The sequence below is a fragment of the Streptomyces sp. NPDC002573 genome, from assembly GCF_042889625.1.
GTDB classification, from domain to species: Bacteria; Actinomycetota; Actinomycetes; order Streptomycetales; family Streptomycetaceae; genus Streptomyces; species Streptomyces gibsoniae.
The window spans coordinates 103,471-125,524 of record NZ_JBIARC010000004.1 but is presented as its reverse complement, the minus strand read 5'-3'; the positions used below and the strand labels follow the sequence as shown (position 1 = coordinate 125,524).

At 69.4% G+C, this 22,054-nt stretch carries 16 protein-coding genes and 2 pseudogenes; 14 read left to right on the top strand and 4 right to left on the bottom strand.

The features are described from left to right. Positions 1 to 21 precede the first annotated feature (21 nt). Together ACFYX0_RS05730 and ACFYX0_RS05725 are read left to right on the top strand one after the other, a co-directional pair. Positions 22 to 1,983 (top strand): TIGR03960 family B12-binding radical SAM protein, encoded by a 1,962-nt coding sequence (locus ACFYX0_RS05730; protein ID WP_388966723.1) that lies wholly within the window; start codon positions 22 to 24, stop codon positions 1,981 to 1,983. A 532-nt stretch (positions 1,984 to 2,515) separates the two neighbouring features. Beyond that, positions 2,516 to 2,901: pseudogene (locus ACFYX0_RS05725) on the top strand (VOC family protein). A 454-nt stretch (positions 2,902 to 3,355) separates the two neighbouring features. On the opposite strand, the gene ACFYX0_RS05720 reads toward ACFYX0_RS05725, so the two are convergent. Further along, complete coding sequence (locus tag ACFYX0_RS05720) at positions 3,356 to 4,267, bottom strand: LysR family transcriptional regulator (protein ID WP_388966720.1); 912 nt, start codon at positions 4,265 to 4,267, stop codon at positions 3,356 to 3,358. A gap of 356 nt (positions 4,268 to 4,623) precedes the next feature. Between ACFYX0_RS05720 and ACFYX0_RS05715 the strand changes: the two genes are divergently transcribed. Together ACFYX0_RS05715 and ACFYX0_RS05710 are read left to right on the top strand one after the other, a co-directional pair. Continuing rightward, positions 4,624 to 5,412: an SDR family NAD(P)-dependent oxidoreductase gene (locus ACFYX0_RS05715; RefSeq protein WP_388966716.1), complete on the top strand. Its 789-nt coding sequence runs from the start codon at positions 4,624 to 4,626 to the stop codon at positions 5,410 to 5,412. Between the two features lie 83 nt (positions 5,413 to 5,495). After that, positions 5,496 to 5,843, top strand: a complete 348-nt coding sequence (locus ACFYX0_RS05710) for a carboxymuconolactone decarboxylase family protein (RefSeq protein WP_388966714.1) — start codon at positions 5,496 to 5,498, stop codon at positions 5,841 to 5,843. A gap of 835 nt (positions 5,844 to 6,678) precedes the next feature. Here the strand turns inward: ACFYX0_RS05710 and ACFYX0_RS05705 are convergent. Beyond that, positions 6,679 to 6,945, bottom strand: a complete 267-nt coding sequence (locus tag ACFYX0_RS05705; RefSeq protein ID WP_388966711.1) for a hypothetical protein — start codon at positions 6,943 to 6,945, stop codon at positions 6,679 to 6,681. Here ACFYX0_RS05705 and ACFYX0_RS05700 point away from each other — a divergent pair. Beyond that, positions 6,906 to 7,331 carry a hypothetical protein gene (locus tag ACFYX0_RS05700; RefSeq protein ID WP_388967029.1) on the top strand — a complete coding sequence of 142 codons (426 nt, stop codon included), beginning with the start codon at positions 6,906 to 6,908 and terminating at the stop codon, positions 7,329 to 7,331. The genes ACFYX0_RS05705 and ACFYX0_RS05700 overlap by 40 nt on opposite strands. A 451-nt stretch (positions 7,332 to 7,782) precedes the next feature. Then, entirely contained in the window at positions 7,783 to 9,837 is a 2,055-nt protein-coding gene (locus tag ACFYX0_RS05695; protein ID WP_388966709.1) for a restriction endonuclease, read from the top strand. 133 nt (positions 9,838 to 9,970) lie between these two features. Here ACFYX0_RS05695 and ACFYX0_RS05690 read toward each other — a convergent pair whose 3' ends face one another. After that, entirely contained in the window at positions 9,971 to 10,234 is a 264-nt protein-coding gene (locus ACFYX0_RS05690) for a hypothetical protein (RefSeq protein ID WP_388966706.1), read from the bottom strand. Between the two features lie 244 nt (positions 10,235 to 10,478). On the opposite strand from ACFYX0_RS05690, the gene ACFYX0_RS05685 reads away from it, so the two are divergent. Beyond that, entirely contained in the window at positions 10,479 to 10,733 is a 255-nt protein-coding gene (locus tag ACFYX0_RS05685) for an aldo/keto reductase (protein ID WP_388967003.1), read from the top strand. Next, a pseudogene (locus ACFYX0_RS05680) lies at positions 10,730 to 11,666 on the top strand (SDR family NAD(P)-dependent oxidoreductase). The gene ACFYX0_RS05685 and the pseudogene ACFYX0_RS05680 overlap by 4 nt, the downstream one beginning before the upstream one ends. 152 nt (positions 11,667 to 11,818) lie before the next feature. Here ACFYX0_RS05680 and ACFYX0_RS05675 read toward each other — a convergent pair. Then, on the bottom strand, positions 11,819 to 12,514 hold the full coding sequence (locus ACFYX0_RS05675) for a DUF899 domain-containing protein (protein ID WP_388966704.1): 696 nt from the start codon (positions 12,512 to 12,514) through the stop codon (positions 11,819 to 11,821). 331 nt (positions 12,515 to 12,845) lie between these two features. Here ACFYX0_RS05675 and ACFYX0_RS05670 point away from each other — a divergent pair, with 331 nt between their 5' ends. From ACFYX0_RS05670 to rpmA, 6 genes are all read left to right on the top strand, one after another. Next, positions 12,846 to 14,348: an alpha/beta hydrolase gene (locus tag ACFYX0_RS05670; RefSeq protein ID WP_388966702.1), complete on the top strand. Its 1,503-nt coding sequence runs from the start codon at positions 12,846 to 12,848 to the stop codon at positions 14,346 to 14,348. A gap of 949 nt (positions 14,349 to 15,297) precedes the next feature. Further along, the gene (locus ACFYX0_RS05665) at positions 15,298 to 15,540 is read left to right on the top strand and encodes a hypothetical protein (protein ID WP_388966700.1); all 243 of its coding nucleotides are present in this window, start codon (positions 15,298 to 15,300) and stop codon (positions 15,538 to 15,540) included. 329 nt (positions 15,541 to 15,869) lie between these two features. Further along, positions 15,870 to 16,646, top strand: coding sequence for a TIGR03936 family radical SAM-associated protein (locus ACFYX0_RS05660; protein WP_388966698.1), 777 nt, complete (start codon positions 15,870 to 15,872; stop codon positions 16,644 to 16,646). A 260-nt stretch (positions 16,647 to 16,906) separates the two neighbouring features. Continuing rightward, positions 16,907 to 21,094, top strand: coding sequence for a ribonuclease E/G (locus ACFYX0_RS05655; protein WP_388966696.1), 4,188 nt, complete (start codon positions 16,907 to 16,909; stop codon positions 21,092 to 21,094). Between the two features lie 333 nt (positions 21,095 to 21,427). Then, positions 21,428 to 21,748: a 50S ribosomal protein L21 gene (gene rplU, locus ACFYX0_RS05650; RefSeq protein WP_030749991.1), complete on the top strand. Its 321-nt coding sequence runs from the start codon at positions 21,428 to 21,430 to the stop codon at positions 21,746 to 21,748. A gap of 14 nt (positions 21,749 to 21,762) precedes the next feature. Next, on the top strand, positions 21,763 to 22,017 hold the full coding sequence (rpmA, locus tag ACFYX0_RS05645; RefSeq protein ID WP_388966694.1) for a 50S ribosomal protein L27: 255 nt from the start codon (positions 21,763 to 21,765) through the stop codon (positions 22,015 to 22,017). The last annotated feature ends 37 nt before the right edge of the window (positions 22,018 to 22,054 follow it).

Here is a 22,054-nt window from a genome sequence, read left to right as displayed (position 1 = left end):
CCAGCCCACGAAAGTCGCGAGATGTCTGCCGAAGCCGCTGTATCGGTGTTCCCGCAGCTCGAAGCTCTGCTCCCGCATGTGCAGAAGCCGATCCAGTACGTCGGCGGTGAGCTGAACTCCACCGTCAAGCCGTGGGAATCCTGTGACGTCCGCTGGGCGCTCATGTACCCGGACGCGTACGAGGTCGGTCTGCCCAACCAGGGCGTCATGATCCTCTACGAGGTACTGAACGAGCAGGAGGGCGTCCTCGCCGAGCGCACCTACAGCGTGTGGCCGGACCTGGAGGCCCTGATGCGGGAGCACGGCGTCCCGCAGTTCACGGTGGACAGCCACCGCCCGGTGAAGGCCTTCGACGTGTTCGGCCTGTCCTTCTCCACGGAGCTGGGCTACACGAACATGCTGACGGCGCTGGACCTGGCGGGCATCCCGCTGGAGGCCAAGGACCGCACCGTCGACGACCCGATCGTGATGGCCGGCGGACACGCCGCCTTCAACCCCGAGCCGATCGCCGACTTCATCGACTGCGCGGTGATCGGCGACGGCGAGCAGGCCGTCCTGGAGGTCACGAAGATCGTCCGCGCCTGGAAGCAGGAGGGCCGCCCCGGCGGCCGCGAGGAACTCCTCTTCCGCCTGGCGAAGACCGGCGGGGTCTACGTCCCCGGCTTCTACGACGTCGAGTACCTCCCCGACGGCCGTATCGGCCGCGTCGTCCCCAACAAGTCGGGCGTCCCGTGGCGCGTGTCCAAGCACACGGTCATGGACCTCGACGAGTGGCCGTACCCGAAGCAGCCCCTCGTCCCCCTCGCCGAGACGGTGCACGAACGCATGTCCGTCGAGATCTTCCGCGGCTGCACGCGTGGCTGCCGCTTCTGCCAGGCGGGCATGATCACCCGCCCGGTGCGCGAGCGCTCCATCACGGGCATCGGCGACATGGTCGACAAGGGTCTGAAGGCGACCGGCTTCGAGGAAGTCGGCCTCCTCTCCCTGTCCTCCGCGGACCACTCCGAGATCGGCGACATCGCCAAGGGCCTCGCGGACCGGTACACGGAGGACAAGATCGGCCTGTCCCTCCCCTCCACCCGCGTGGACGCCTTCAACATCGACCTCGCGAACGAGCTGACCCGCAACGGCCGCCGCTCGGGCCTCACCTTCGCCCCCGAGGGCGGCTCCGAGCGCATCCGCAAGGTCATCAACAAGATGGTCTCGGAAGAGGACCTGATCAGGACGGTCGCCACGGCGTACGGCAACGGCTGGCGCCAGGTGAAGCTGTACTTCATGTGCGGCCTTCCGACGGAGACCGACGAGGACGTCCTGCAGATCGCCGACATGGCGACGCACGTCATCCAGAAGGGCCGCGAGGTCTCCGGCTCGGGCGACATCCGCTGCACGGTCTCGATCGGCGGCTTCGTCCCCAAGCCCCACACCCCCTTCCAGTGGGCCCCGCAGCTCTCCGCCGAGGAGACGGACGCCCGCCTGGAGAAGCTCCGCGACAAGATCCGCGGCGACAAGAAGTACGGCCGCTCGATCGGCTTCCGCTACCACGACGGCAAGCCGGGCATCGTCGAGGGCCTCCTCTCGCGCGGCGACCGCCGCATCGGCGCGGTGATCCGCGCGGTCTACGACGACGGCGGCCGCTTCGACGGCTGGCGCGAGCACTTCTCGTACGACCGCTGGATGGCCTGCGCGGACAAGGCGCTGGCGCCCTTCGGCGTGGACGTCGACTGGTACACCACCCGCGAGCGCACCTACGAGGAGGTCCTCCCCTGGGACCACCTCGACTCGGGCCTCGACAAGGACTGGCTCTGGGAGGACTGGCAGGACGCCCTCGACGAGACAGAGGTCGAGGACTGCCGCTGGACCCCGTGCTTCGACTGCGGGGTGTGCCCGCAGATGGATACGGCCATACAAATCGGTCCGACCGGTAAGAAGCTGCTGCCTCTGACGGTCAAGAAGGACGCCCCGACCAGCGGACACTCTCACTGACGTGACTGAGGCGTTGCGGCGGATAGTGGAAGCCTTGGAGGGCGGCAGCGAGGAAGAGCGGTTGCCGTCCTGAACGTCCTCGGCGCTCAGGGCAAGCGGCAGAGGCCCGCGCGCGATGCGCCGAGAACGCCGCTGCCGCCCCCTGGAGGCTCTCCGAGGATCCATTCTGAGGTGGAGAAAACCCGGGTGCGTGCCGCGGGTTGGGTGGGACTGGTGTCTCCTGCCACACTGGGGTCGCCTCTGTGGAAGGCTGATCACGGTCGAGAGAGCGTGTGCGGGCAGAGCCTTCTTCTCATGAAGGCAAAGGCCAGTGTTGTCATGCCTGCAAGTCGCAGACTCGGGGTGCGGTCCATTCGTTGCAGGCGTGCCCGCCGCTCCTGGCCCCCAGGCTGCGTCGTGGTGCCTGAACCGCTGGAGTGCCTTGCCGGATGTACCACGAGCCGCCGGACAGAGGCCCAGCCGCTCGGCCTGCCGGTCCAATAATTTACTTATCACATTCTCTCGGAATTTTATCCTGTGAGGGTGAAGAAAGATGGACCTCAAGCTCGAAGTTATTGTGCTCCCTGTCTCCGACGTCGATCGCGCCAAGAGTTTCTATGAGACAGTGGGGTTCCGTATGGACGTTGACAATACGTTCAGTGACGACTACCGACTGGTACACCTCACGCCCCCTGGTTCGGCATGCTCGATCATCTTCGGCAAGGGCCTGATTGACGCTGCACCCGGCTCGGCTCAGCCGGAGGGCTCCTTCACCACGGCCACGAGGCCGGGGATGCCGTGCATCACGGCGCCGGGCAAGAACGCATCGCGGGCCCGAGCCCTGACCGGACGTCCTACGCCTCCTTCGCCACCTTTAGCGACCCAGACGGAAACGGCTGGGTGCTTCAGGAGATCACTCAGCGGCAGCCCGGCCGGTGACTTCCGGCGTCGCCGACGCGTCGCAACAACCGGCGCGCCGGCGATCGGAATCGTCTACGTTTGACCCTGCCGCAGATACCGGCTCCGCATCGCACGCATGCGGCTGCAGCTATGGACGGGCTTACCGGCTACGGTCGAGGCGCGACTTTCAAGAAAGCAGTCATAACAAGTGCATGGTGACTGGCCTCTCTAAGTTGAAGCTCGCTACCATAATAGACTTGCTCCGTCTAATGCGCATCAGCAGGTCGATCTCCAGCAATTTGGAAACTATGCGGCTGCTGGCACCTCTCTTGGAAATTCGTTGGCTTCCGGCTGAGGGGTCCGCCGCCGGCAACTCCTGCGGCTGTCAAAAGGGCGGAAGGATTACAGGGGTTGCAAGAGTGATACCCAGGACTCGGTCGATGGGAAGAGGACCCTTTCAGGCCGACGAGAGCGGGGGCTGCGGCGGCACCGGTTATCGCTGGTCTTCTGTTCGTCGCGGTGGTGGGTCCGGCTCGACCAGTCCGGTGAGCGCGTCGACAAGCTCGTCCAGGTCGGCTCCCAGAGGGGTGTCGCAGTTCCAGACAGCCTCGTAGGCAAGTTCAACCGGCGTTCCGGCCTGCAGGAGGGGTCGGCAATTCGCGTGCTCATAGGTGATCTTGGAGCGGGGCAAGAGGGCCGCGCCCAGACCTATGGCCGCCCACTCGTCCACGGCCCGGAAGCTGGCGGCCTCGCCAGGGTAGGGCCGCAAGGTCAGGTTGTTGTCGTGGAAGAGGTTCGTGGTGAAGGTGGTCAGTCCGCAGGTGCGCGGACCGAGGATGTAGGCCGCGTCTGCCACCTCCTTCAGTTCCACCGCGCCGTCCTCCGCCGTGGATGCGGTGTCGACGACAACCACCGGTTCACGGGCGATCACGCGGTGCCGGAACCTGGGCAGACCAGGCACGGCGGGGACAAGGATGATGTCCAGGCGGCCCGCCTCAAGGTCGTTGGCCAGGGGCTCGTGGTCCGCCTCTCGCAAGATCAGGTCGCTCGGACGGTTGAGGCTACGCGCCGCCTGGTACGCCCGCCCCACCAAGTCGGCGCCGATCAGGGGCGACACACCCATGCGGATGGGCTCGGTGACCGGTTGGGCCAGTCGCTGAGTTTCGGCAAGGAGGGTGTCCAGGGCATCGAGGACACGGTCGATCAGCGGCAGAATCTGCGCTCCGTGTCGTGTGGGCTTGACTCCTCGTGGCGAGCGGTCGAAGAGTTTGACTCCGAACTCCTCCTCCAGTCGGGCCACGCCGTTGGACAGAGAAGGCTGCGTAACCCCGTAGGCCCGCGCGGCGGCACTGAAGGAATTCGTGCGGGATACGGCCTGGGCATAGCGCAATGTCTCGATGTTCACGACTGCGGCTCTCTCCTCAAGGCATAGGCATCCGCTATATCCGCATTCGCTCTGATCCTCTACCCCCTCCACTGGGAGCGCCCTACAGTCGAGGCATCCTCCGAAGCAGAGGGACGGTCCGGCGCCGCGAGGTCCCGGGCCACGGCGCCGAGGCGGCACCTTCCGTAAGGGTCAGCAGCTCGACAATCCTGAGCACGTACTTGCGTTTCGCAAACAAGTGAGTTTATCGCCCGCGTCGGGGACGGGCGCCCGCCAGTCCCCGCGCGTAGGCCACACCTACACAGTCCCTTTTATCCGCATGCCTAGCAATTCGCGATCCCCACCAGATTCGCGATGCACCTGAGGAGCGCCCCAGCATGTCCACCAACACTCTCGACTTCACCGGACGCAAGGTCGTCGTCATCGGCGGCACCAGCGGTATGGGGCTGGCTTCCGCCCGCCGCGTGCTCGAAGGCGGCGGCACCGCCGTCGTCACCGGCCGGAGCCAGAACAGCGCTGACAAGGCCGTCGCCGAGCTGGCCGACTACGGCAAGGCCGTCGGTCTGGCATCCGACCTGTTCGACCGCGCTGCCGTGGATCGCCTGCGTGATGAGCTGACGGAGCAGCATCCTGACGCGACGCTGCTCGTCAACGCCGCCGGTGTCTTCCAGCCCAAGTCATTCCTGGAGCACAGCCAGGAGGACTACGACCGCTATCAGGCCATCACCCGCGCCTTCTACTTCGTCACCCAGACCATCACGGGCAACATGATCGCCCGCGGCAACAAGGGTGCCGTAGTCAACATCGGCGGCATGCTGGCGCACCAGGCCATGGCCGCGACTCCGGCCTCGGCGTACTCGGTAGCCAAGGCGGGACTGCACTCCCTCACTCAGCACCTCGCCATGGAGCTGGCTCCGCACGGAATCCGGGTCAACACGGTGGCTCCCGCGGTGGTTCGCACACCCATCTACGAGGCCTTCATCCCGAAGGACGAGATCGACTCCACGCTCGACGGGTTCAACAGCTTCCACCCCCTCGGCCGGGTCGGAACCCCCGACGACGTCGCTCCCACGGTGGCCTTTCTTCTGTCCGACCAGGCCGACTGGATCACCGGCGCCACCTGGGACGTCGACGGCGGCGTCCGGGCCGGCCGCAACATCTACTGACACGGCGGTCATCCGCCGACTACCCCCACACACACCGGTTAGGGACGCACACGCCCCCGACCGGCCGATACAGCAGGAGCATCGTGTCCTACCACGAGCACACCGACCACCAGTACGCCAAGCACATCCGCGCCGGCGCCCCTGACGCGTTCAAGGCATTCGTAGCCTGGGACAATCAGGTCCTACGCGGCAGCAACAACGTCATCCCGCCCAAATACACCGAGCTCATGGCCGTGGCAGTTGCGCTGACCACTCAGTGCGCGTACTGCATCGAAGCGCACACCAAGGCGGCGCGCTCCGCCGGTGCTACCCAGCAGGAACTCGCGGAGACGATCATGACGGCCGCGGCTCTGCGCGCCGGCGGCAGCTACGCCCACGGGTTCATGGCCATGAAGTTCTTCGAACAAGACGGTGCCACCACCACTCCGTGACCTGCTCCGAGAGCTTAGAGAGCCGACCACTGCATCGGCCAACGGTGAGAGCGCCGCGCCGGGACGTACGCCCCGCATCCCAGCCGCAGGCACGACGGCCGGCGCCCGTCTGTGACCGCATCCCCTACTCAGAGAAAGGTGACACCGAACTTGCTGCTTCCCCTCGCTAACCCCTTCTGAGGAACGTGTGTCATGAGCGACTCCACTCCGCGCCCCTCCGTTCTGTTCGTCTGTGTCCGCAGATGGACACCCACATCCAGATCGGCCCGACGGGCAAGAAGCTCCTGCCCTTGACGGTCAAGAACGCGGCCCCGACACCTGCTGCGAGCGGGCACGCGCACTGAGGTGGGCAGGGCACTCGATCGGGTGGTTGAGGCGCTGGCGGGGTGAGCGAGGAGGAGGTGGTCGCGGTGCTGACTGCGGTCGGCGCTTCGCGACCTCGCCCGCCGACGGCGACGGCGTCCTCTCGGACGCCGCTGCCGGCCCCTGGAAGCGCCGCGCACATCGTCTCCGAGTCGGAGTGGGTCTGAGGGTCGTCCCGGTTTGTGGGCGACTGCATGGCTTCGCGCCCCCTTCCTGACTGGGAGTGGGCTCACTGATGTGCGGTGGGTGTCTGCTCGCCTGGCGCTGGGAGCCCCCGACGCAGCCGAGTTACAACGTGCTCCACGTCATCAAGCCCCGGCTGCGCTCCACTCCGCCGTGCACGCTCCCGGCTCCGCTGCGGGCTCCGCTCTTGCCTTCGGCCCGCAGCCACTTCGGCGCGAGCCTCGAAGATCACGGCCGCGACGTCGTGCTCTACCGGGCAGGTCCACAGACCGCCCGACGCGCCGGAAGCTCACGCGAAGTGCCGCCAGCGCGGGTACCGGGTGTACAGCTCGGCGAGGGTAGGGGTGGGGTGGGAGATCTGCCAGAGGTAGGCGGTCTGTCCCAGTGCGACTGTGGTGAGGTCGCGGACCGCGTCTGCGGACATCGTGCCCGGGGCGGTCAGGGCGTCAATGATGGCGTCGCGTGCGGCGGAGGCGTTCGTCTTGTACCGGTACGCCCGGTCGATGCCGACGTGCCGTGGGCGGCTTCTCGGAAGTCCTGGCGACCGAGGTCGCACCCCTCGGCATCAAGGTGACCGTCCTCGAACCCGGCGGCATGCGCACCGACTGGGCCGGATCATCGATGTACAACGCCCCGGTCAGCAAGCCCTACGAGCCCACCGTCGGCGCGGCCGTCGAAGCGATGCGAGACTTCACCGAAACCGCCCACGGCGATCCCGAGAAGGTCGCGCAGGTCGTACTGGAGATCGCGCACCTCGACGATCCGCCCCTGCGCCTGCTCCTGGGCAAGGACGCCTACTCCTACGGACGTGCCGCATGGAACAGGCGCCTGACGGAAGACGAGAACTGGCGGCACCTGAGCCTCTCCACCGACTTCGACGACGTCGATGGCGAAGGCGAGCGCTGGCTCGAAAACCAGGTGGGCGTCCCGCGGCGCTGGTAGCCCGACCTTGTCCTCCCCCGGACAGCCCGGGGGCGTCTCTGGGCCGTCCGGGGACGCTCAAGGGCGACCACGAGTGACAGATGACGACCAGTCAGCCGCAGCCGAATCGCACTCGCTGAGGTGCCACTCGCCAGCCCACCGGACCCCAGCGGCCGACCAGCCGGCAGTTCGGGACGAAAGGCTCCGACGCAGGCGTGACTCCGGCCCTGGGCAGATCGGCCGCCATGGCCTCTGTACCGCCTTCGTCCCGTCGCTGACGCGAGAGCGCGACCCCGGCACCCGCTGCGGCGCCCGGACTGTCGTGACCTGCTGGAACGACCGATTCTGGTGGCTTTGGCAAGTTGATGTCCGGGGCGACAATTGCTGGATACAGTCGCCTTGTCACTACTGGTTGTGGGGGTAACCAGAGCTTGGTCGGCGGTGCCGACGTCCTGGGGAGGGCCTGTAGCGGATGAGTCGTCGCTCTGCTGGTTTTGTCGGTGGCTGGGCCGAGATGCAGCGTCAGCATCAGCGGCAGGTGGAAGCCGAGGCGAGACGGCTCCGGGAGGAAGAGCGACAGGCGCGGGCCCACCAGCGGCTCGCCGCTCAGAGTCACCGAGAGTACCGGCAGGCGGAGGCCAGGCGGCGTACGGAGGAACTGGAAGCCCAGGTGGCGACCTTGCAAGGCCTGCTTGCCACGGGCTGCCGGGTGCCGGCCTTCAGGGCGTCGTCCCTGATGCGCCCGGAAGAGAGCCCGCCGTTCGATCCGGGGCAGTTGGCGTGGCCTGTGCGGATGCCCGACCAGAGCCAGTACCAGGCGCAGGGAGGCTGGACCGCCAACCGGAGGGCGCAGGCGCAGGCCGAGGCCCGGGCTCGGTTCGAGCGTGACTGGCATGCGGCGCAGGCTGCCGAAACGCAGAGGCAGCAGCAGTTGGCCGGGTTGCGGCGCGATCACGAGCGGAGGGCGGAGGCTCAGCGCGCCGAGATGCGCCGGCACAATGCCGGGGTCGTCGAGGTGACCGAGGGCGTCCGGCGTGGCGACGCCGACTCCGTGGTCGAGTACTGTTCCGCCGCTCTCTACTCGTCGACGGCGTGGCCGGAGGGATTTCCGCGGCAGGCTGCCGCGGCCTACGACGCGGCGGGGCGGCAACTGGTTCTGAACTGGGAGCTTCCCGGGTACGACGTGGTTCCCGAAGCCAAGTCGGTGAGGTACGTACCCGCCCAGGACCAGGACAAGGAAACGGCACGTCCTGTGACCCAGCGCCGTGCGCTGTACCGGGAGGTGTTGGCGCAGAGCATGCTGCTCGTGCTGCACCAACTCTTCGCGGCGGACGAGTACGGCGCGCTCGATTCGGTGGCCGTGAACGGGTACGTGGATGCGCACGATCCGGCGACGGGCAGGCGAGGGCAGATATTCCTGGCGACCGTCATGGCTCCCCGAGCGGTGTTCACCGATCTGCATCTGGAACAGGCGGACCCGGTCAGCTGCCTGACGGACGCGCTGAGAGGCCAACTCGCCACCCGGCCCGACCATCTCACGTCGGTACGGCCGAGCCGGCAACCGGAGGATGTCGGGAGTCATGGCGCCACCCATGGCGGTGATGAGGAGCCGGACCTGTATGACATGGACCCGATTGCCTTCGAATCCCTGGTGGCCGACCTGTTCCGTGCCATGGGTATGCAGGCCGTGACGACTCAGCGCTCGAACGACGGTGGCGTGGATGTGGACGCGCTGGATCCGACTCCTATCCGAGGGGGGAAGATCGTCGTGCAGGTGAAGCGCTACCGCAACACGGTGCCACCCACGGCTGTGCGCGACCTCTACGGCACGGTCCAGGACGTGGGTGCGAACAAGGGCGTCCTCGTGACCACCTCGGGCTTCGGACCCGGGTCACGCACCTTCGCGCGCGGCAAGCCCCTGGAACTCATCTCGGGCAACGAACTGGTCGACCTGCTGCGCAGACACGGGCTGCACGGGCGCCTGGGAGAGGCAGGACCAGCCACACCGGCCCGGCATGCACCCGGTCCGGCGACCCCGCCCGGGGACCACAACGTGCTGGGCATGATGTGGACCGGCGACGTCGCGCTGGACGTGTGCGCACTTGTCTGCCAGGGCAACCGGGTGCTCAGCGATGACCACTTCGTCTTCTTCAACAACCCGCAGACCCCGGACGGATCGGTACGTGCGGTGCCTCCCGCCGCGCCGGACAGGGCAGCGATCCGTGTGGCCTTCGACGCGCTGCCGGACACGGCTGACCGTTTCGTGCTGGTGGCGGCTGTCGATCCGGAGGCGAACCCGGAGGCGGACCTCTCCGGGTTCACCGATGCGAGCATTCGACTGCTTGACCCGGCGATGAAGGAACTCGGGCGGCTGGAGGTCTCTGACGGCCGCCCACGAGAGACGGCGTTGGTGCTTGGATCATTTCGCCGCAGGTCTGGCGGAGATTGGGACTTCGTACTCGGGGGGAAGGGTTATACGGGCGGCCTGGAGCAACTCGTCCGGGACTACGGCATCGAAGTGGAATGACACACCGTTCAATCCCACGTCATGGTTCGAGTGACAGGAGACAGGAGACAGGAGACAGGAGACAGGAGACCGGAGATGTAGCGGCGGGGACTGGAAACGGAGCGTCAGCTACCGTGCCAGTCCCCGCCCCTACTCAGGTTGGCTCCCCGTTCAAGGTGACGTCGACATCGCCGTCGAAATCGCGTCCAACCGAAATATTGTTGGTCTGATAGATGATCAGGCTCTCATCATCATCGCCGAATTGGCAGGCGACCTGCGAGGATCCGTCGTCATCGCACAGGCTGGCCCAGTCGGGGTCGCCCTCGTCGTATGAGCATGCGCTGGCCGTTGTGGCACCGCCGAGCAGGGCAACGACTGCAGCGGCCGTTGCGACTCCAAGCTTCACGGAATGACGCACTTGAGCCTCCATTGTTTTGACTTTTTGGTTGGCAGGTTGATTATCGTTTAAGTGCGGCCGCAGTCCTGTTGTGATCGGTGCGCAAACGAGTGAAAAATAATATGGGCCTGATGGTGCGTCAGCTCTGTGGTTCGGGAGGCTTCGGTGAACTCGCCGTTGGGGAGGGGCTCAATGGTGCGTGTGACCAGGCCCGCCCCACTGGCGACAGGCCGCCCTTTGCTATCGGCGTGCCCCGTGGCCAACAATCGTCCGGGAAGTCGCCTCCATCGCCGCCGAGCGTGGCGTCTCCCGGGCTCAGGTGGCGTTGGCGTGGGTCTCACGCAACCCCGTGGTCTCGGCACCGATCGTCGGCGCCACGAAGCCGCACCACCTCCAGGACGCGATCGGCTCCCTCGGCGTACCCCTGACCGATGAAGAGGTGGCGCGCCTCGAGGCCCCCTACGCGCCGCAGCCCCCCCGCCGGCTTCTGAACCCTCGTACCAACAGGAAAACGACATGACGCACGACCGCATCACCAGCTCGTTCGACGCAGCCTCCACCGCAGCCGAAGTCGTCGACGGGATCGACCTCCACGGCAAGCGAATGATCGTCACCGGCGGTTCCTCCGGCATCGGGAACGAGACCGCACGCGTACTGGCCGGTGCCGGTGCCGACGTCCTGAGCGCCGTGCGCGACCCGGAAGCCGGCCGCAGCGTGGCCGACGACATCAACACCGGCCTCGACTCCCCCGGGTCACGGTCGCTCAGCTCGACCTCGCCGACCTTCCCTCGGTACGACGCTTCGCCGCCGAGTGGGGCAGGACGCCCGTGCACGCCCTGATCGACAACGCCGGCATCACGGCGACCCCGCTGACGCGGACCGCATCCGGCTGGGAGGTGCAGTTCGCCACCAACCACCTCGGCCATTTCGCGCTCGCCAACGCCCTCCACGACGCCCTGGCGGCCGCGAACGGCGCCCGGATCGTCTCGGTCAGTTCCCGCGGCCATCTGCGCTCGCCCGTCGTGTTCGACGACATCGACTTCACCGAGCGCGAGTACGACCGTGGCTCGCCTACGGGCAGTCCAAGACCGCCAATGCGCTCTTCGCCGTCGACGCGACCCGGCGCTGGGCCGACGACGGGATCACCGCGAACGCGCTGCACCCGGGCGGGATCTGGACAAATCTGGTCCGCCACCTGCCCGAGGACGTGCTCGAGGGCCTGCGCACGGACCCGACGGCCGTGTACAAGACCCCGGAGCAAGGAGCCGCGACGTCTGTGTTCGTGGCAACGTCGCCCCTGCTCGACGGTGTCCGCGGGCGTTACTTCGAGGACTGCAACCAGGCCGTGCCGTATGAGGGCGGCCCGGAGCGTGTCGGTGTCGCCGACTACGCCCTCGACCCCGAGGCCGCACAGCGCCTCTGGGATCTCTCGGCAGACGCCATCAGCAACTGAAGCCACGGGCGAGGGCGGCCCGAGCACCGGTCCTGGGGGCCGGCCCCGGTTCGACGTGATCGGTGGCGCCCCCTTCCCGATGGGGAGGGGGCGCCGGGACGGAGGACTCGTGCCGGCCCACCGAGGCCGCCCGCTCGTCCGCCGTGAGCGGTTCAGTCTCCGCCCGAACCCGAGCCGTAGAGCGCGGCGATGTCCTTGGACGTCGTCCACCGGCTGTAGGTGGGCGACTGGGGCCAGCCCTCCGGTGAGTCCTGCCATTCCTCCTGTCGTCCGTACGGCAGGAGATCGACCAGCGCGAAGGTGTGACCGAGCTGCTCCGTACCACGGCCGTTGGTGTGCCAGGTGCGATAGACGGTGTCGCCGTCGCGCAGGAACACGTTGACCGCGAACCCTCCGTCGGGCGGTGCGCCGACATCGGCCCCGAACGAGCTGTCGGCCGTCGAGTACCACGGCATCCGGTTGCCGACCCGCTGCTTGTAGGCGAGTGCCTCTTCGATGGGGCCCTGGGTGACGATGACGAATCGCGCATCGTAGTTGTCCAGGAACTCCAGGCGGGTGTACTGCGAGGTGAACCCCGTGCAGCCCGGGCACTGCCACTCCTGGCCGGCGAACCACATGTGGTTGTAGACGATCAGTTGCCTCTTGCCTTCGAAGACGTCCGCCAGCCGAACGGGGCCGTCCTCACCCTCGAGGGTGTAGTCGGGCATCTCGACCATCGGCAGGCGGCGACGCTCGGCGGCGATGGCGTCGAGCTCCCGCGTCGCGGCCTTCTCCCGGGCACGCAGTGCTTCGAGCCGCTGCTCCCAGGTCGCGGCGTCGACGACGGGTGGTAGGGCGTGGGTGGTCATGGTCCCCTCACAGAGTTCGTGCGCGGCTTTCCCTTGTGCAGAGGCAGACCCCACCGGGCTCCGGAACTCATCGGTCGCCCCGCCCGATCTCATCCGCACGCGCATCACGGTCATGGTGGACATCACCACGCTGCTGCTCGTACGAGGTCGGCTCGGCCTGGCATCGGGCCCGGCCGCGTGAGAGCCTGGGCGGCGTGGTGGCGGCGATGCGCCGCCCGGCCGTGTTGTCGTTGTGCGTGCGTGCCACCCGCGTGGGGTGGGGGAAACCCCCGTGAGAACAGGGACGTTGCCCGGATGGGACGGGCGGGCGTGATCCGCGAGGCTCGTGTGTATGAAGAAGAGCATGCGCACAAGGGCCGCCTGGACGGCCGTCTCCGCCGCTGTCCTCGGCCTCGCCGCCCCCTTATCCATGTCCCCACCCGCGTCCGCGGCGCCTCCCGCCCCGGTCTCCTCCCTGCACTGGACCCGCTGCGCGGACACCGGGCTCGATCCGCGTCAGGAGTGCGCGTCGGTGAAGGTGCCGATGGACTACGCGCACCCGGGCGGCCGGAAGATCGACGTCGTCATCTCCCGGATACCCAGCGAGAAGCCGGCCACCCGCCGGGGCGCGCTGCTGCTGATCCCCGGCGGCCCCGGCGGTTCCAGCCTCGACGACCCCTCGGGCAAGGGACAGAAGCTGCCGCAGTCCGTACGGGACGCCTACGACCTGATCGGCTTCGCCCCTCGCGGCCTCGCGCCCTCCACCTCGGTCAACTGCGGCCTCGACCACGGCGACCTCGCCGTCTCCAAGCTGCGGCCCTGGCCCGCCCCGGACGGGTCCATCGGACAGAACATGGTCACCGCCCGGCGGATGGCAGCCGCCTGCGTGCGCAACGGCGGCGAGCTGATACGGCACATCAGCACGGCCGACGAGGCCCGCGACATCGACCGCATCCGGGCGGCACTCGGCCAGCACAGACTCTCCGCCTGGGGCGTCTCGTACGGCACGTATGTCGGCGCCGTCTACAGCCAGTTGTTCCCGCACCGCACCGACCGCATCGTGCTCGACAGCAACGACGACCCTGACCCCACCCGGGTCTCCCGGGGCTGGCTCGCCGCCTACGAGACGGGCGTCGAGGACAGTTTCCCCGAGTTCGCCAAGTGGGCCTCGGCGTCCGGCAATCCGGACCGAGTGGCGGTGTCGGCGGCCGAGGTGCGGCCCCTGTTCCTGCGCCTCGCCGCGCACCTCGACCGGGCACCGATCCCCTGGCCCGGTGCCAACCCCGAGGAACTGAACGGCAACGTGCTGCGCCAGACCATGCTGGACAGCCTCTTCTCGCCCAACCGTTTCCCGGCCCTGGCGAGGTTGATACGGGCGGCCCGGCACGGCACCGTGCCGCCCGCACCCACGGCGCCTTCGGACGCGGCGCGGCAGAACGTCACAGCGGTCGCCGCCACGACCATCTGCAACGACGTGGCATGGCCCAAGTCGGCGGCCGAGTACCGCAGCGGGGTCGCTCGGAGCCGCGAGGAGCACCCGCTGACGGCGGGCATGCCGCGGAATGCCATGGTGTGCGCGGCCTGGCCGTACCCGCCCGAGCACGCGCCCGTACGGATCACCGCCCAGGGGCCGTCCAACATTCTGCTCGTGCAGAACGAACGCGATGTCGCCACGCCGCTGAGCGGTGCCATGAAACTGCGCGACGCTCTGGGCACCCGTGCCGTCATGGTGGCCGTGGACTCCACCGGCCACGGTTCCTATCTCGCCAACGGGAACGCGTGCGGCGACGACACCGTCTCCCGTTTCCTGGCGACCGGAGAGCGACCCGACGGGGATATTCGCTGCGCGGTATGACTTCAGGTTGAACCTCCGGCAGATCCGGCAGCGCATTCGAGCGGGGGCGGCCGGGAATCCGTCAGGTCGATACTTTCACACGATGATAGATGGATTCATGTGAGGGAATGAATTCCCTCACATGGTCGAGAAATCCGCTGGCGGGTGGCGGGTGGCGGGGTGGGTGCCCGCTCCCGCGGCCCGTGGGCGGGGGAGGAGCAGCCTTGTGGGTCACGGAGATGGTCAGGGGTGGCTTCTGTCAGGGGAATATGCGCGAGTGCGGTCGCAGCTGCGAGGACCTCTTTCCTGGAATCTCTTAAAAGTAGTGCAATCTCGGCGCGTTCCCGATTGGGGCGGGCTGGCCGGGTGATATTTGGGCGGACGCTCCTGGGCGGTGTTCGCGTGAAGCCTTCTGCGGGCCGATATTGGCGCTTCATGGCAGAGCGGGGCGGGTGTGTTCTGCGCATGCGCAGGGCGCCACAGGTGCGCAGGGCGAGACCGGCGCTCAGGGGCCGTCCGGCGGTCCGCAGGGTCCGCAGGGAGCGGCAGGCACTCAGGGGCCCGTCGGCGGGCCGCATGGTGTTCAGGGTGCCGACGGCACACAGGGTCCGCAGGGCCTCCAGGGAATCACCGGCGCTCAGGGTACGAGCGGGGCGCAGGGCACGGCGGGTACGCAGGGCTCGACCGGCGCTCAGGGTTCCGTCGGTCCGCAGGGCTCCAGCGGCGTCCAGGGCGAGGCCGGTGCCGATGGCCCGCAGGGTGTCCAGGGCGCGACCGGTTCGCAGGGTTCCACCGGCCCGCAGGGTTCCACCGGAACTCAGGGGAGGACGGGCGTTCAAGGCGCGCAGGGCTTCCAGGGGTCCGCCGGTGCGCAGGGCTCCCGGGTGCGCAGGGCACGCAAGGTGTCCAGGGCGCGACGGGTGCGCAGGGTGCGCAGGCAAGCAGCGGTGCGAACGGAGCGCAGAGCGTCGTGGTGTTCCGTACTCTCGCGGGCGGTCAAGGCGCCGGTACCTTCAACACGGTGACCTGCCCCGCGGGTTCGTACGCCACGGGCGGCGGCGCGTATGACCTCAACACGAGCACAGGGAGCGTCTCCGACTTCCGGGGAGGATGGCGTCCGATCGGTTCGCCCCCCACCGGCTACCAGTCACAGCTCTCCAGCAACACCAGCAGCAACGAAAGCACCGTGGTGTTCGCGATCTGCCGGCCGTAGGCCCACGGAGCCGATGATCCGTATCGCATCGCCGAGCGCCCTCCGCGCCTGGAGGGGGCTCGGCGCTTGCTTTTCCTGCGCGGTTCCTCGGGACCCTCTTCCGGTGGATCTTCTTGGAGCGGGTGCAAGAGGGACATGAACGGTGCCCACGCCCGTCGGGCGCATCGTCCCTGGGCACGGTCCCGGAACCCCGCGAGTTCCGGAGGATCTCCCTCCGGGAACCGATGGCCGGGCGGACACGTAGTCTTGGTAGCAGGATGACCGCTCTCACGAAGGACTGAACGACACTGGGCAAGCGACAGCCCGAAGGCCCGCCGCCCGCACCCGCGGTGCAGCGCATCCGACTGCGCTACACAAAGCGCGGCCGCCTCCGGTTCACCAGCCACCGTGACTTCCAGCGCGCCTTCGAGCGTGCGCTGCGCCGTGCCGAGGTGCCGATGGCGTACTCGGCGGGGTTCACGCCGCATCCGAAGGTGTCGTACGCCAATGCCGCACCCACCGGCACGGGCAGTGAGGCGGAGTATCTGGAGATCGCGCTCACCGAGGCGCGCGACCCGGACAAGCTGCGTGAGCTCCTCGACGAGTCGCTGCCCGCCGGGCTCGATGTCATCGAGGCGGTCGAGGCCCACACCTCCGGGCTCGCCGACCGGCTCACGGCATCGGTGTGGGAGCTGCGCCTGAACGGCGTGGACCCCACGGACGCCGAGCGTGCGGTCGCGGCCTTCAACGAGGCAGGCACCGTCGAGGTCCAGCGCATGACCAAGAACGGTGTGCGCACCTTCGACGCCCGCCCCGCGGTCGTGAGCCTGGAGAGCGTGGACACACACAGTTCGCATGCCGATAGGCCGACCGACCAGCCCTGTGCGATACTGCGGCTGGTTGTTCGGCACGTGACGCCTGCCGTACGACCCGACGACGTCCTGTCCGGTCTCCGCGCCGTGGCCGACCTGGCGCCGCCGGTCCCCGCAGCGGTGACCAGGCTGGCGCAGGGGCTGCTCGATGAAGAGACCGGCACGGTGACCGACCCGCTCGCGCCCGACCGCGAGGCAGCAGCGACCGAGCCGGTGACGGCCGGTGCGACTGCCGCCGCGACGGCGCCGGCGTAAGGGAGGTCCCGCGTAGGGACGGACGTCGTAGCGCCACCCTTGTACTCGGGAGCCACCTGGGTCGGGCAGCGCATCGACCAGAAGACTTTCGCCAGGCCGTGCGCACATGGGCGTACGGAACCGGTGAGACAAGACACAGAGAGCTCCCGTGCGGCGCCCGCGCCCCGGACGGCGGCACCGCGCATCGCGCGAGCCGCGGACGTCACCGGCGATGCCGGACCAGGCACGGCGCCCGGGAGCCTGACGGGAGAAACGCCCGCATGCTCGAACCGACCGAGCCCACCGAGGGCTCCGAGAACAACACCCCCAGCGACACCCTGCCGCCGCGCCGTCGGCGCCGTGCCGCGTCGCGTCCGGCGGGCCCGCCGACGGCCGCGGCCGACACCGTGACCTCCGAGGCCACGACGACCGAGGTCGTGACCGGGGCGGCATCGGCCATACCGACCGGGCAGCCCGCCGAGGCCGCCCCGGCAGCGGAGGCCGTCGAGGCCACTGGGGCAGAAGAGAACGAAGAGACCGAGGCCGCGACCGCCGTCACCGGTGGGGCCGAGCCGACGGAGCCGGTGGCCGAGGAGGCCGCTCCGGCTCGTACGCGCCGCCGCGCCACGCGCCGCGCGTCCGCGCCGACCGGTGCGCCCGAGTCCGCCGAGCCGGTGGAGGTTGTGATGGCCGCTGGTGCGGAGGGTGCCGAGGCGCCCGCGCCTGCCGTGGAGACCCCGGCCGAGGCCGAGGAGGCCGCTCCGGCTCGTACGCGCCGTCGCGCCACGCGCCGCGCGTCCGCGCCGACCGGTGCGCCCGAGTCCGCTGAGACGGTGGAGGTTGTGATGGCCGCTGGTGCGGAGGGTGCCGAGGCGCCCGCGCCTGCCGTGGAGACCCCGGCCGAGGCTGAGGAGGCGGCGGTTCCGGCTCGTACGCGCCGTCGCGCCACGCGCCGCGCGTCGACGCCTGCCGGAGCGCCCGAGTCCGCCGAGGTGGCGGAGGTCGTGGTGGCCGCTGGGGCTGAGACTGTCGAGACGCCCGCGGCCGCTGCGGAGACCGAGCCGTCGGTTGAGGAGGCCGCCCCGCGCCGTGCGCGTCGCCGTGCCACGCGCCGCGTGTCCGCGCCCGCCGGAGCGCCCGAGTCCGCCGAGATCGTCGAGGCTCCCGTCGCCGAGGAGGCCGCCCCCGAGGCACCGGCGGCCGCCGAGGAGACCACCCCCGAGACTCCCGCCGCCGAGGAGGCCCCCCGTCGCGCCCGTCGGCGTGCCACCCGTCGGGTGTCGGCGCCCGCGGACGAGACCGCCGCAGCGCCCGAGGAGGCGCCCGTGACCGCCGCCGAGGCCCCCGAGGCACCGGCGGCCGCCCCGTCGCAGGCGGAGCCGGTCGCCGAGGAGGCCGCCTCGCGCCGCTCCCGCCGTCGCGTCGTGCGCAAGGCCGCCACCGGGTTCTCGGAGCCCGCGCGGTCCGCCGGCGACGAGTCGTCCGAGGCCGCACAGCGCCCCGCGCGCCCCGCCGTGGCCGTCTTCCAGGCGCCGGTGTTCGCCGAGCCGATGTTCCAGACTCCGGAGCGGGCCGCCGCCGCTGCCGCCGCCGAGGCCGCGGAGCAGCACGAGACGGTCGTCGAGGAGGAGCCGGCCGGTCAGCGCCGTCGCCGTCGTCGCCGCGGTGGTGACGAGGAGCCGGTGGCCGTGGCGCCCGAGACCGCCGACGAGGCGGAGGAGGCCGAGGAGCCGGAGGAGTCCGCCGAGGTCGAAGAGGCCGACGAGACGGAGGAGACCGGTTCGCGCCGTCGTCGCCGCCGTGGTGGCCGTCGCCGCCGTCGGGGCGAGGCCGCCGAGGGCGAGGAGGCCGAGGAGCTCACCGCCGAGCAGGCCGCGCAGGACGCCGAGGACACCGCCGAGCAGCTGGACGAGGACGCCGAGGACGCCGAGGACGCGTCTGAGGAGCACGGCGAGGAGTCGTCGGCCGGCGGCTCCAGCAGCAGCCGTCGCCGCCGTCGGCGCCGCCGCCGGGCCGGTGACAGCGGCGTCGACAGCGAGCCGTCGTCGGACGACCCGGAGCGCACGGTCGTCAAGGTGCGCGAGCCCCGCAAGAAGGACGAGCGCTCCGGTGACGGCACCGACGAGGTGCAATCCATCAAGGGCTCGACCCGTCTCGAGGCCAAGAAGCAGCGCCGCCGTGAGGGACGCGAGCAGGGCCGTCGCCGTGTGCCGATCATCACCGAGGCCGAGTTCCTGGCCCGGCGCGAGGCCGTCGAGCGTGTGATGGTCGTGCGGCAGAGCGGTGAGCGCACGCAGATCGGCGTCCTGGAGGACGGCGTGCTCGTCGAGCACTACGTCAACAAGGAGCAGTCGACCTCGTACGTCGGCAACGTCTACCTCGGCAAGGTGCAGAACGTGCTGCCGTCGATGGAGGCCGCCTTCATCGACATCGGCAAGGGCCGCAACGCCGTCCTGTACGCCGGTGAGGTCAACTTCGAGGCGCTCGGGCTCTCCGGCGGCCCGCGCCGCATCGAGAGCGCCCTCAAGTCCGGGCAGTCGGTCCTGGTGCAGGTCACCAAGGACCCCATCGGACACAAGGGTGCCCGTCTGACCAGCCAGGTCTCCCTCCCGGGCCGCTACCTGGTGTACGTCCCCGAAGGCTCCATGACCGGCATCAGCCGCAAGCTGCCCGACACCGAGCGGGCCCGGCTGAAGACCATCCTCAAGAAGATCGTCCCCGAGGACGCGGGCGTCATCGTGCGCACCGCCGCCGAGGGCGCGAGCGAGGACGAGCTGCGCCGGGACGTCGAGCGACTGCAGGCGCAGTGGGAGGACATCCAGAAGAAGGCGAAGAACGGCAACGCGCCGACGCTGCTGTACGGCGAGCCGGACATGACCGTCCGGGTCGTGCGCGACATCTTCAACGAGGACTTCTCCAAGGTCATCGTCAGCGGTGACGAGGCATGGGGGACGGTCCACGGATACGTCGCGCACGTCGCGCCCGACCTGGCCGACCGTCTGCAGCGGTGGACCAGCGAGGTCGACGTCTTCGCCACGTACCGGATCGACGAGCAGCTCGCCAAGGCGCTGGACCGCAAGGTCTGGCTGCCCAGCGGTGGTTCGCTGGTGATCGACAAGACCGAGGCCATGGTCGTGATCGACGTCAACACCGGCAAGTTCACCGGCCAGGGCGGCAACCTCGAAGAGACCGTGACCAGGAACAACCTGGAGGCGGCCGAGGAGATCGTGCGCCAGCTGCGGCTGCGCGACCTCGGCGGCATCGTGGTCATCGACTTCATCGACATGGTCCTGGAGTCCAACCGCGACCTCGTGCTGCGGCGTCTGCTGGAGTGCCTGGGCCGCGACCGTACGAAGCACCAGGTCGCCGAGGTGACCTCGCTGGGCCTCGTGCAGATGACCCGTAAGCGGGTCGGCCAGGGTCTGCTGGAGTCCTTCTCCGAGACCTGTGTCCACTGCAACGGCCGTGGCGTGATCGTGCACATGGAGCAGCCGTCCGCCACCGGCGGCAAGCGCAAGAAGCGCGGCCGGGGCGGTGCTGAGGCCGAGCCCGAGACGCACGAGGCCGTGGCCGCGGAGGTCGAGGAGGCCGTCGAGGCGGTTCCCGCCGTCGCGGAGTTCGAGGCCGAGGTGGCTGCCGAGATCGCGGCCCCGGCCGCCCTGCCGGAGCCGGCGTTCGCCCCCGACGAGGAGCTGTACAGCAGCGTCGCCGAGGCCGAGGCCGCCGCTTCCCGGGGTCGTTCGCGGCGCCGGGCGACCCGGCGGGCATCGGCTCCCGCGGGCGCGCCGCGCAGCGAGGAGCGGGCGCCGAGGTCCCGTAAGGACGAGCGTGCTCCGAAGCCGCGGCAGGACGCCGAGGCGGAGCCGGTGGCGGTCGAGGACCCGGTCGTCGAGGCGCCCGCGCCGGTCGAGGAGGAGGCCGCGCCCAAGGGCCGTACGCGCCGCCGTGCGACCCGCAGGGTGTCGGCGCCCGCAGGTTCGCCCGCGGAGGCCGTGGTGACGGTCGGCGAGGCCGCACCGCAGGCCGAGGCCCCTGTCGCGGCGGCTGTGGCGACCGTCGAGGTCCCCGAGGCGGTCGAGACGGCCGAGGCCGCGACTCCGGCCCGTCCGCGCCGTCGCGCCGTGCGCAAGTCCACCGCGCCCACCTCCTCCGAGGAGGCGGCCGTCGTGGTCGTCCCGTCGGCGGCCGAGGAACCGGCTCCGGCCGGGGAGCCGGCGGCGGAGGCGGAGGCCGAGGCCGAGGCCGAGGAGTCCGCGCCCGCCAAGAAGGCGGCCCGCAAGACCGCCAAGAAGGCGACGGCGAAGAAGGCCGCCACGAAGAAGACGACGGCCAAGAAGACGGCTGCCAAGAAGACCGCCGCGAAGAAGACCACCGCCAAGACGGCGGCGGCCAAGAAGACGGTCGCCAAGAAGACGGCCGCCGCCGAGCAGCCGGCTCAGCCGACGGTCTCGGTGACCACGGAGGACTGACCCACCGACCCCTCCACGGTCACGGCATCGCACGACGGCGGCCCGCCCCGGTACCTCCCGGGGCGGGCCGCCGCGGTGTGCGACGCGCCGTCAACGTGGCCGCTGCCGCTGCCTTCGAGGAGTCGCCGGCCGCTTCGTACGTCGTCAGGCCGAGCCCGGTTTGACCCGTCAGGCCCGTCCCCGTAACCTTGACCGTCGGCGTGTCCACTGATGCGCCACATCCCCGTAAACCTCTTCCTTCCGGGCGCCGGGCGCCTCGGGAGAGGCCGTTCGCGGTGTCGGACGGCTGGACTGCGGGGGTGCCGTTTCCCGAGTGATGAGAGTGAGATCCGCGTGTACGCCATCGTGCGCAGCGGTGGTCGCCAGCACAAGGTTGCTGTCGGCGACATCGTTGAGGTTGACAAGATTTCCACTGCCAAGGTTGGCGACACGGTCGAGCTCTCGACCCTGCTCGTGGTCGACGGCGACGCTGTGACCAGCGACCCGTGGGTGCTGGCCGGCATCAAGGTCCAGGCTGAGGTCGTGGACCACCACAAGGGCCAGAAGATCGACATTCTGCGCTACAAGAACAAGACCGGCTACCGTCGTCGGCAGGGCCACCGCCAGCAGTACACGGCGATCAAGGTCACGTCGATCCCCGCGGCTGCGAAGTAAGGGACTGAGGAGAAATGGCACACAAGAAGGGCGCATCGTCCACCCGGAACGGTCGCGACTCCAACGCCCAGCGGCTCGGCGTGAAGCGCTTCGGCGGTCAGGTCGTCAGCGCGGGTGAGATCCTGGTCCGCCAGCGCGGCACCCACTTCCACCCGGGCTCGGGCGTCGGCCGCGGCGGCGACGACACGCTGTTCGCGCTGCAGCCCGGTGCGGTGGAGTTCGGTACCCACCGCGGCCGCAAAGTCGTGAACATCGTTCCGGTCGCCTGAGACATCCCCTTTCGGGTTCAGGCGCCGTAGAGCGTTG

What these genes read in the sequence shown, in the direction of transcription:
- rpmA (WP_388966694.1), top strand. Translation starts at nt 21,763, where the DNA reads ATGGCACACAAGAAGGGCGCATCGTCCACCCGGAACGGTCGCGACTCC.
- ACFYX0_RS05715 (WP_388966716.1), top strand. Translation starts at nt 4,624, where the DNA reads ATGTCCACCAACACTCTCGACTTCACCGGACGCAAGGTCGTCGTCATC.
- ACFYX0_RS05730 (WP_388966723.1), top strand. Translation starts at nt 22, where the DNA reads ATGTCTGCCGAAGCCGCTGTATCGGTGTTCCCGCAGCTCGAAGCTCTG.
- ACFYX0_RS05695 (WP_388966709.1), top strand. Translation starts at nt 7,783, where the DNA reads ATGAGTCGTCGCTCTGCTGGTTTTGTCGGTGGCTGGGCCGAGATGCAG.
- ACFYX0_RS05675 (WP_388966704.1), bottom strand. Translation starts at nt 12,514, where the DNA reads ATGACCACCCACGCCCTACCACCCGTCGTCGACGCCGCGACCTGGGAG.
- ACFYX0_RS05655 (WP_388966696.1), top strand. Translation starts at nt 16,907, where the DNA reads ATGCTCGAACCGACCGAGCCCACCGAGGGCTCCGAGAACAACACCCCC.
- ACFYX0_RS05670 (WP_388966702.1), top strand. Translation starts at nt 12,846, where the DNA reads ATGAAGAAGAGCATGCGCACAAGGGCCGCCTGGACGGCCGTCTCCGCC.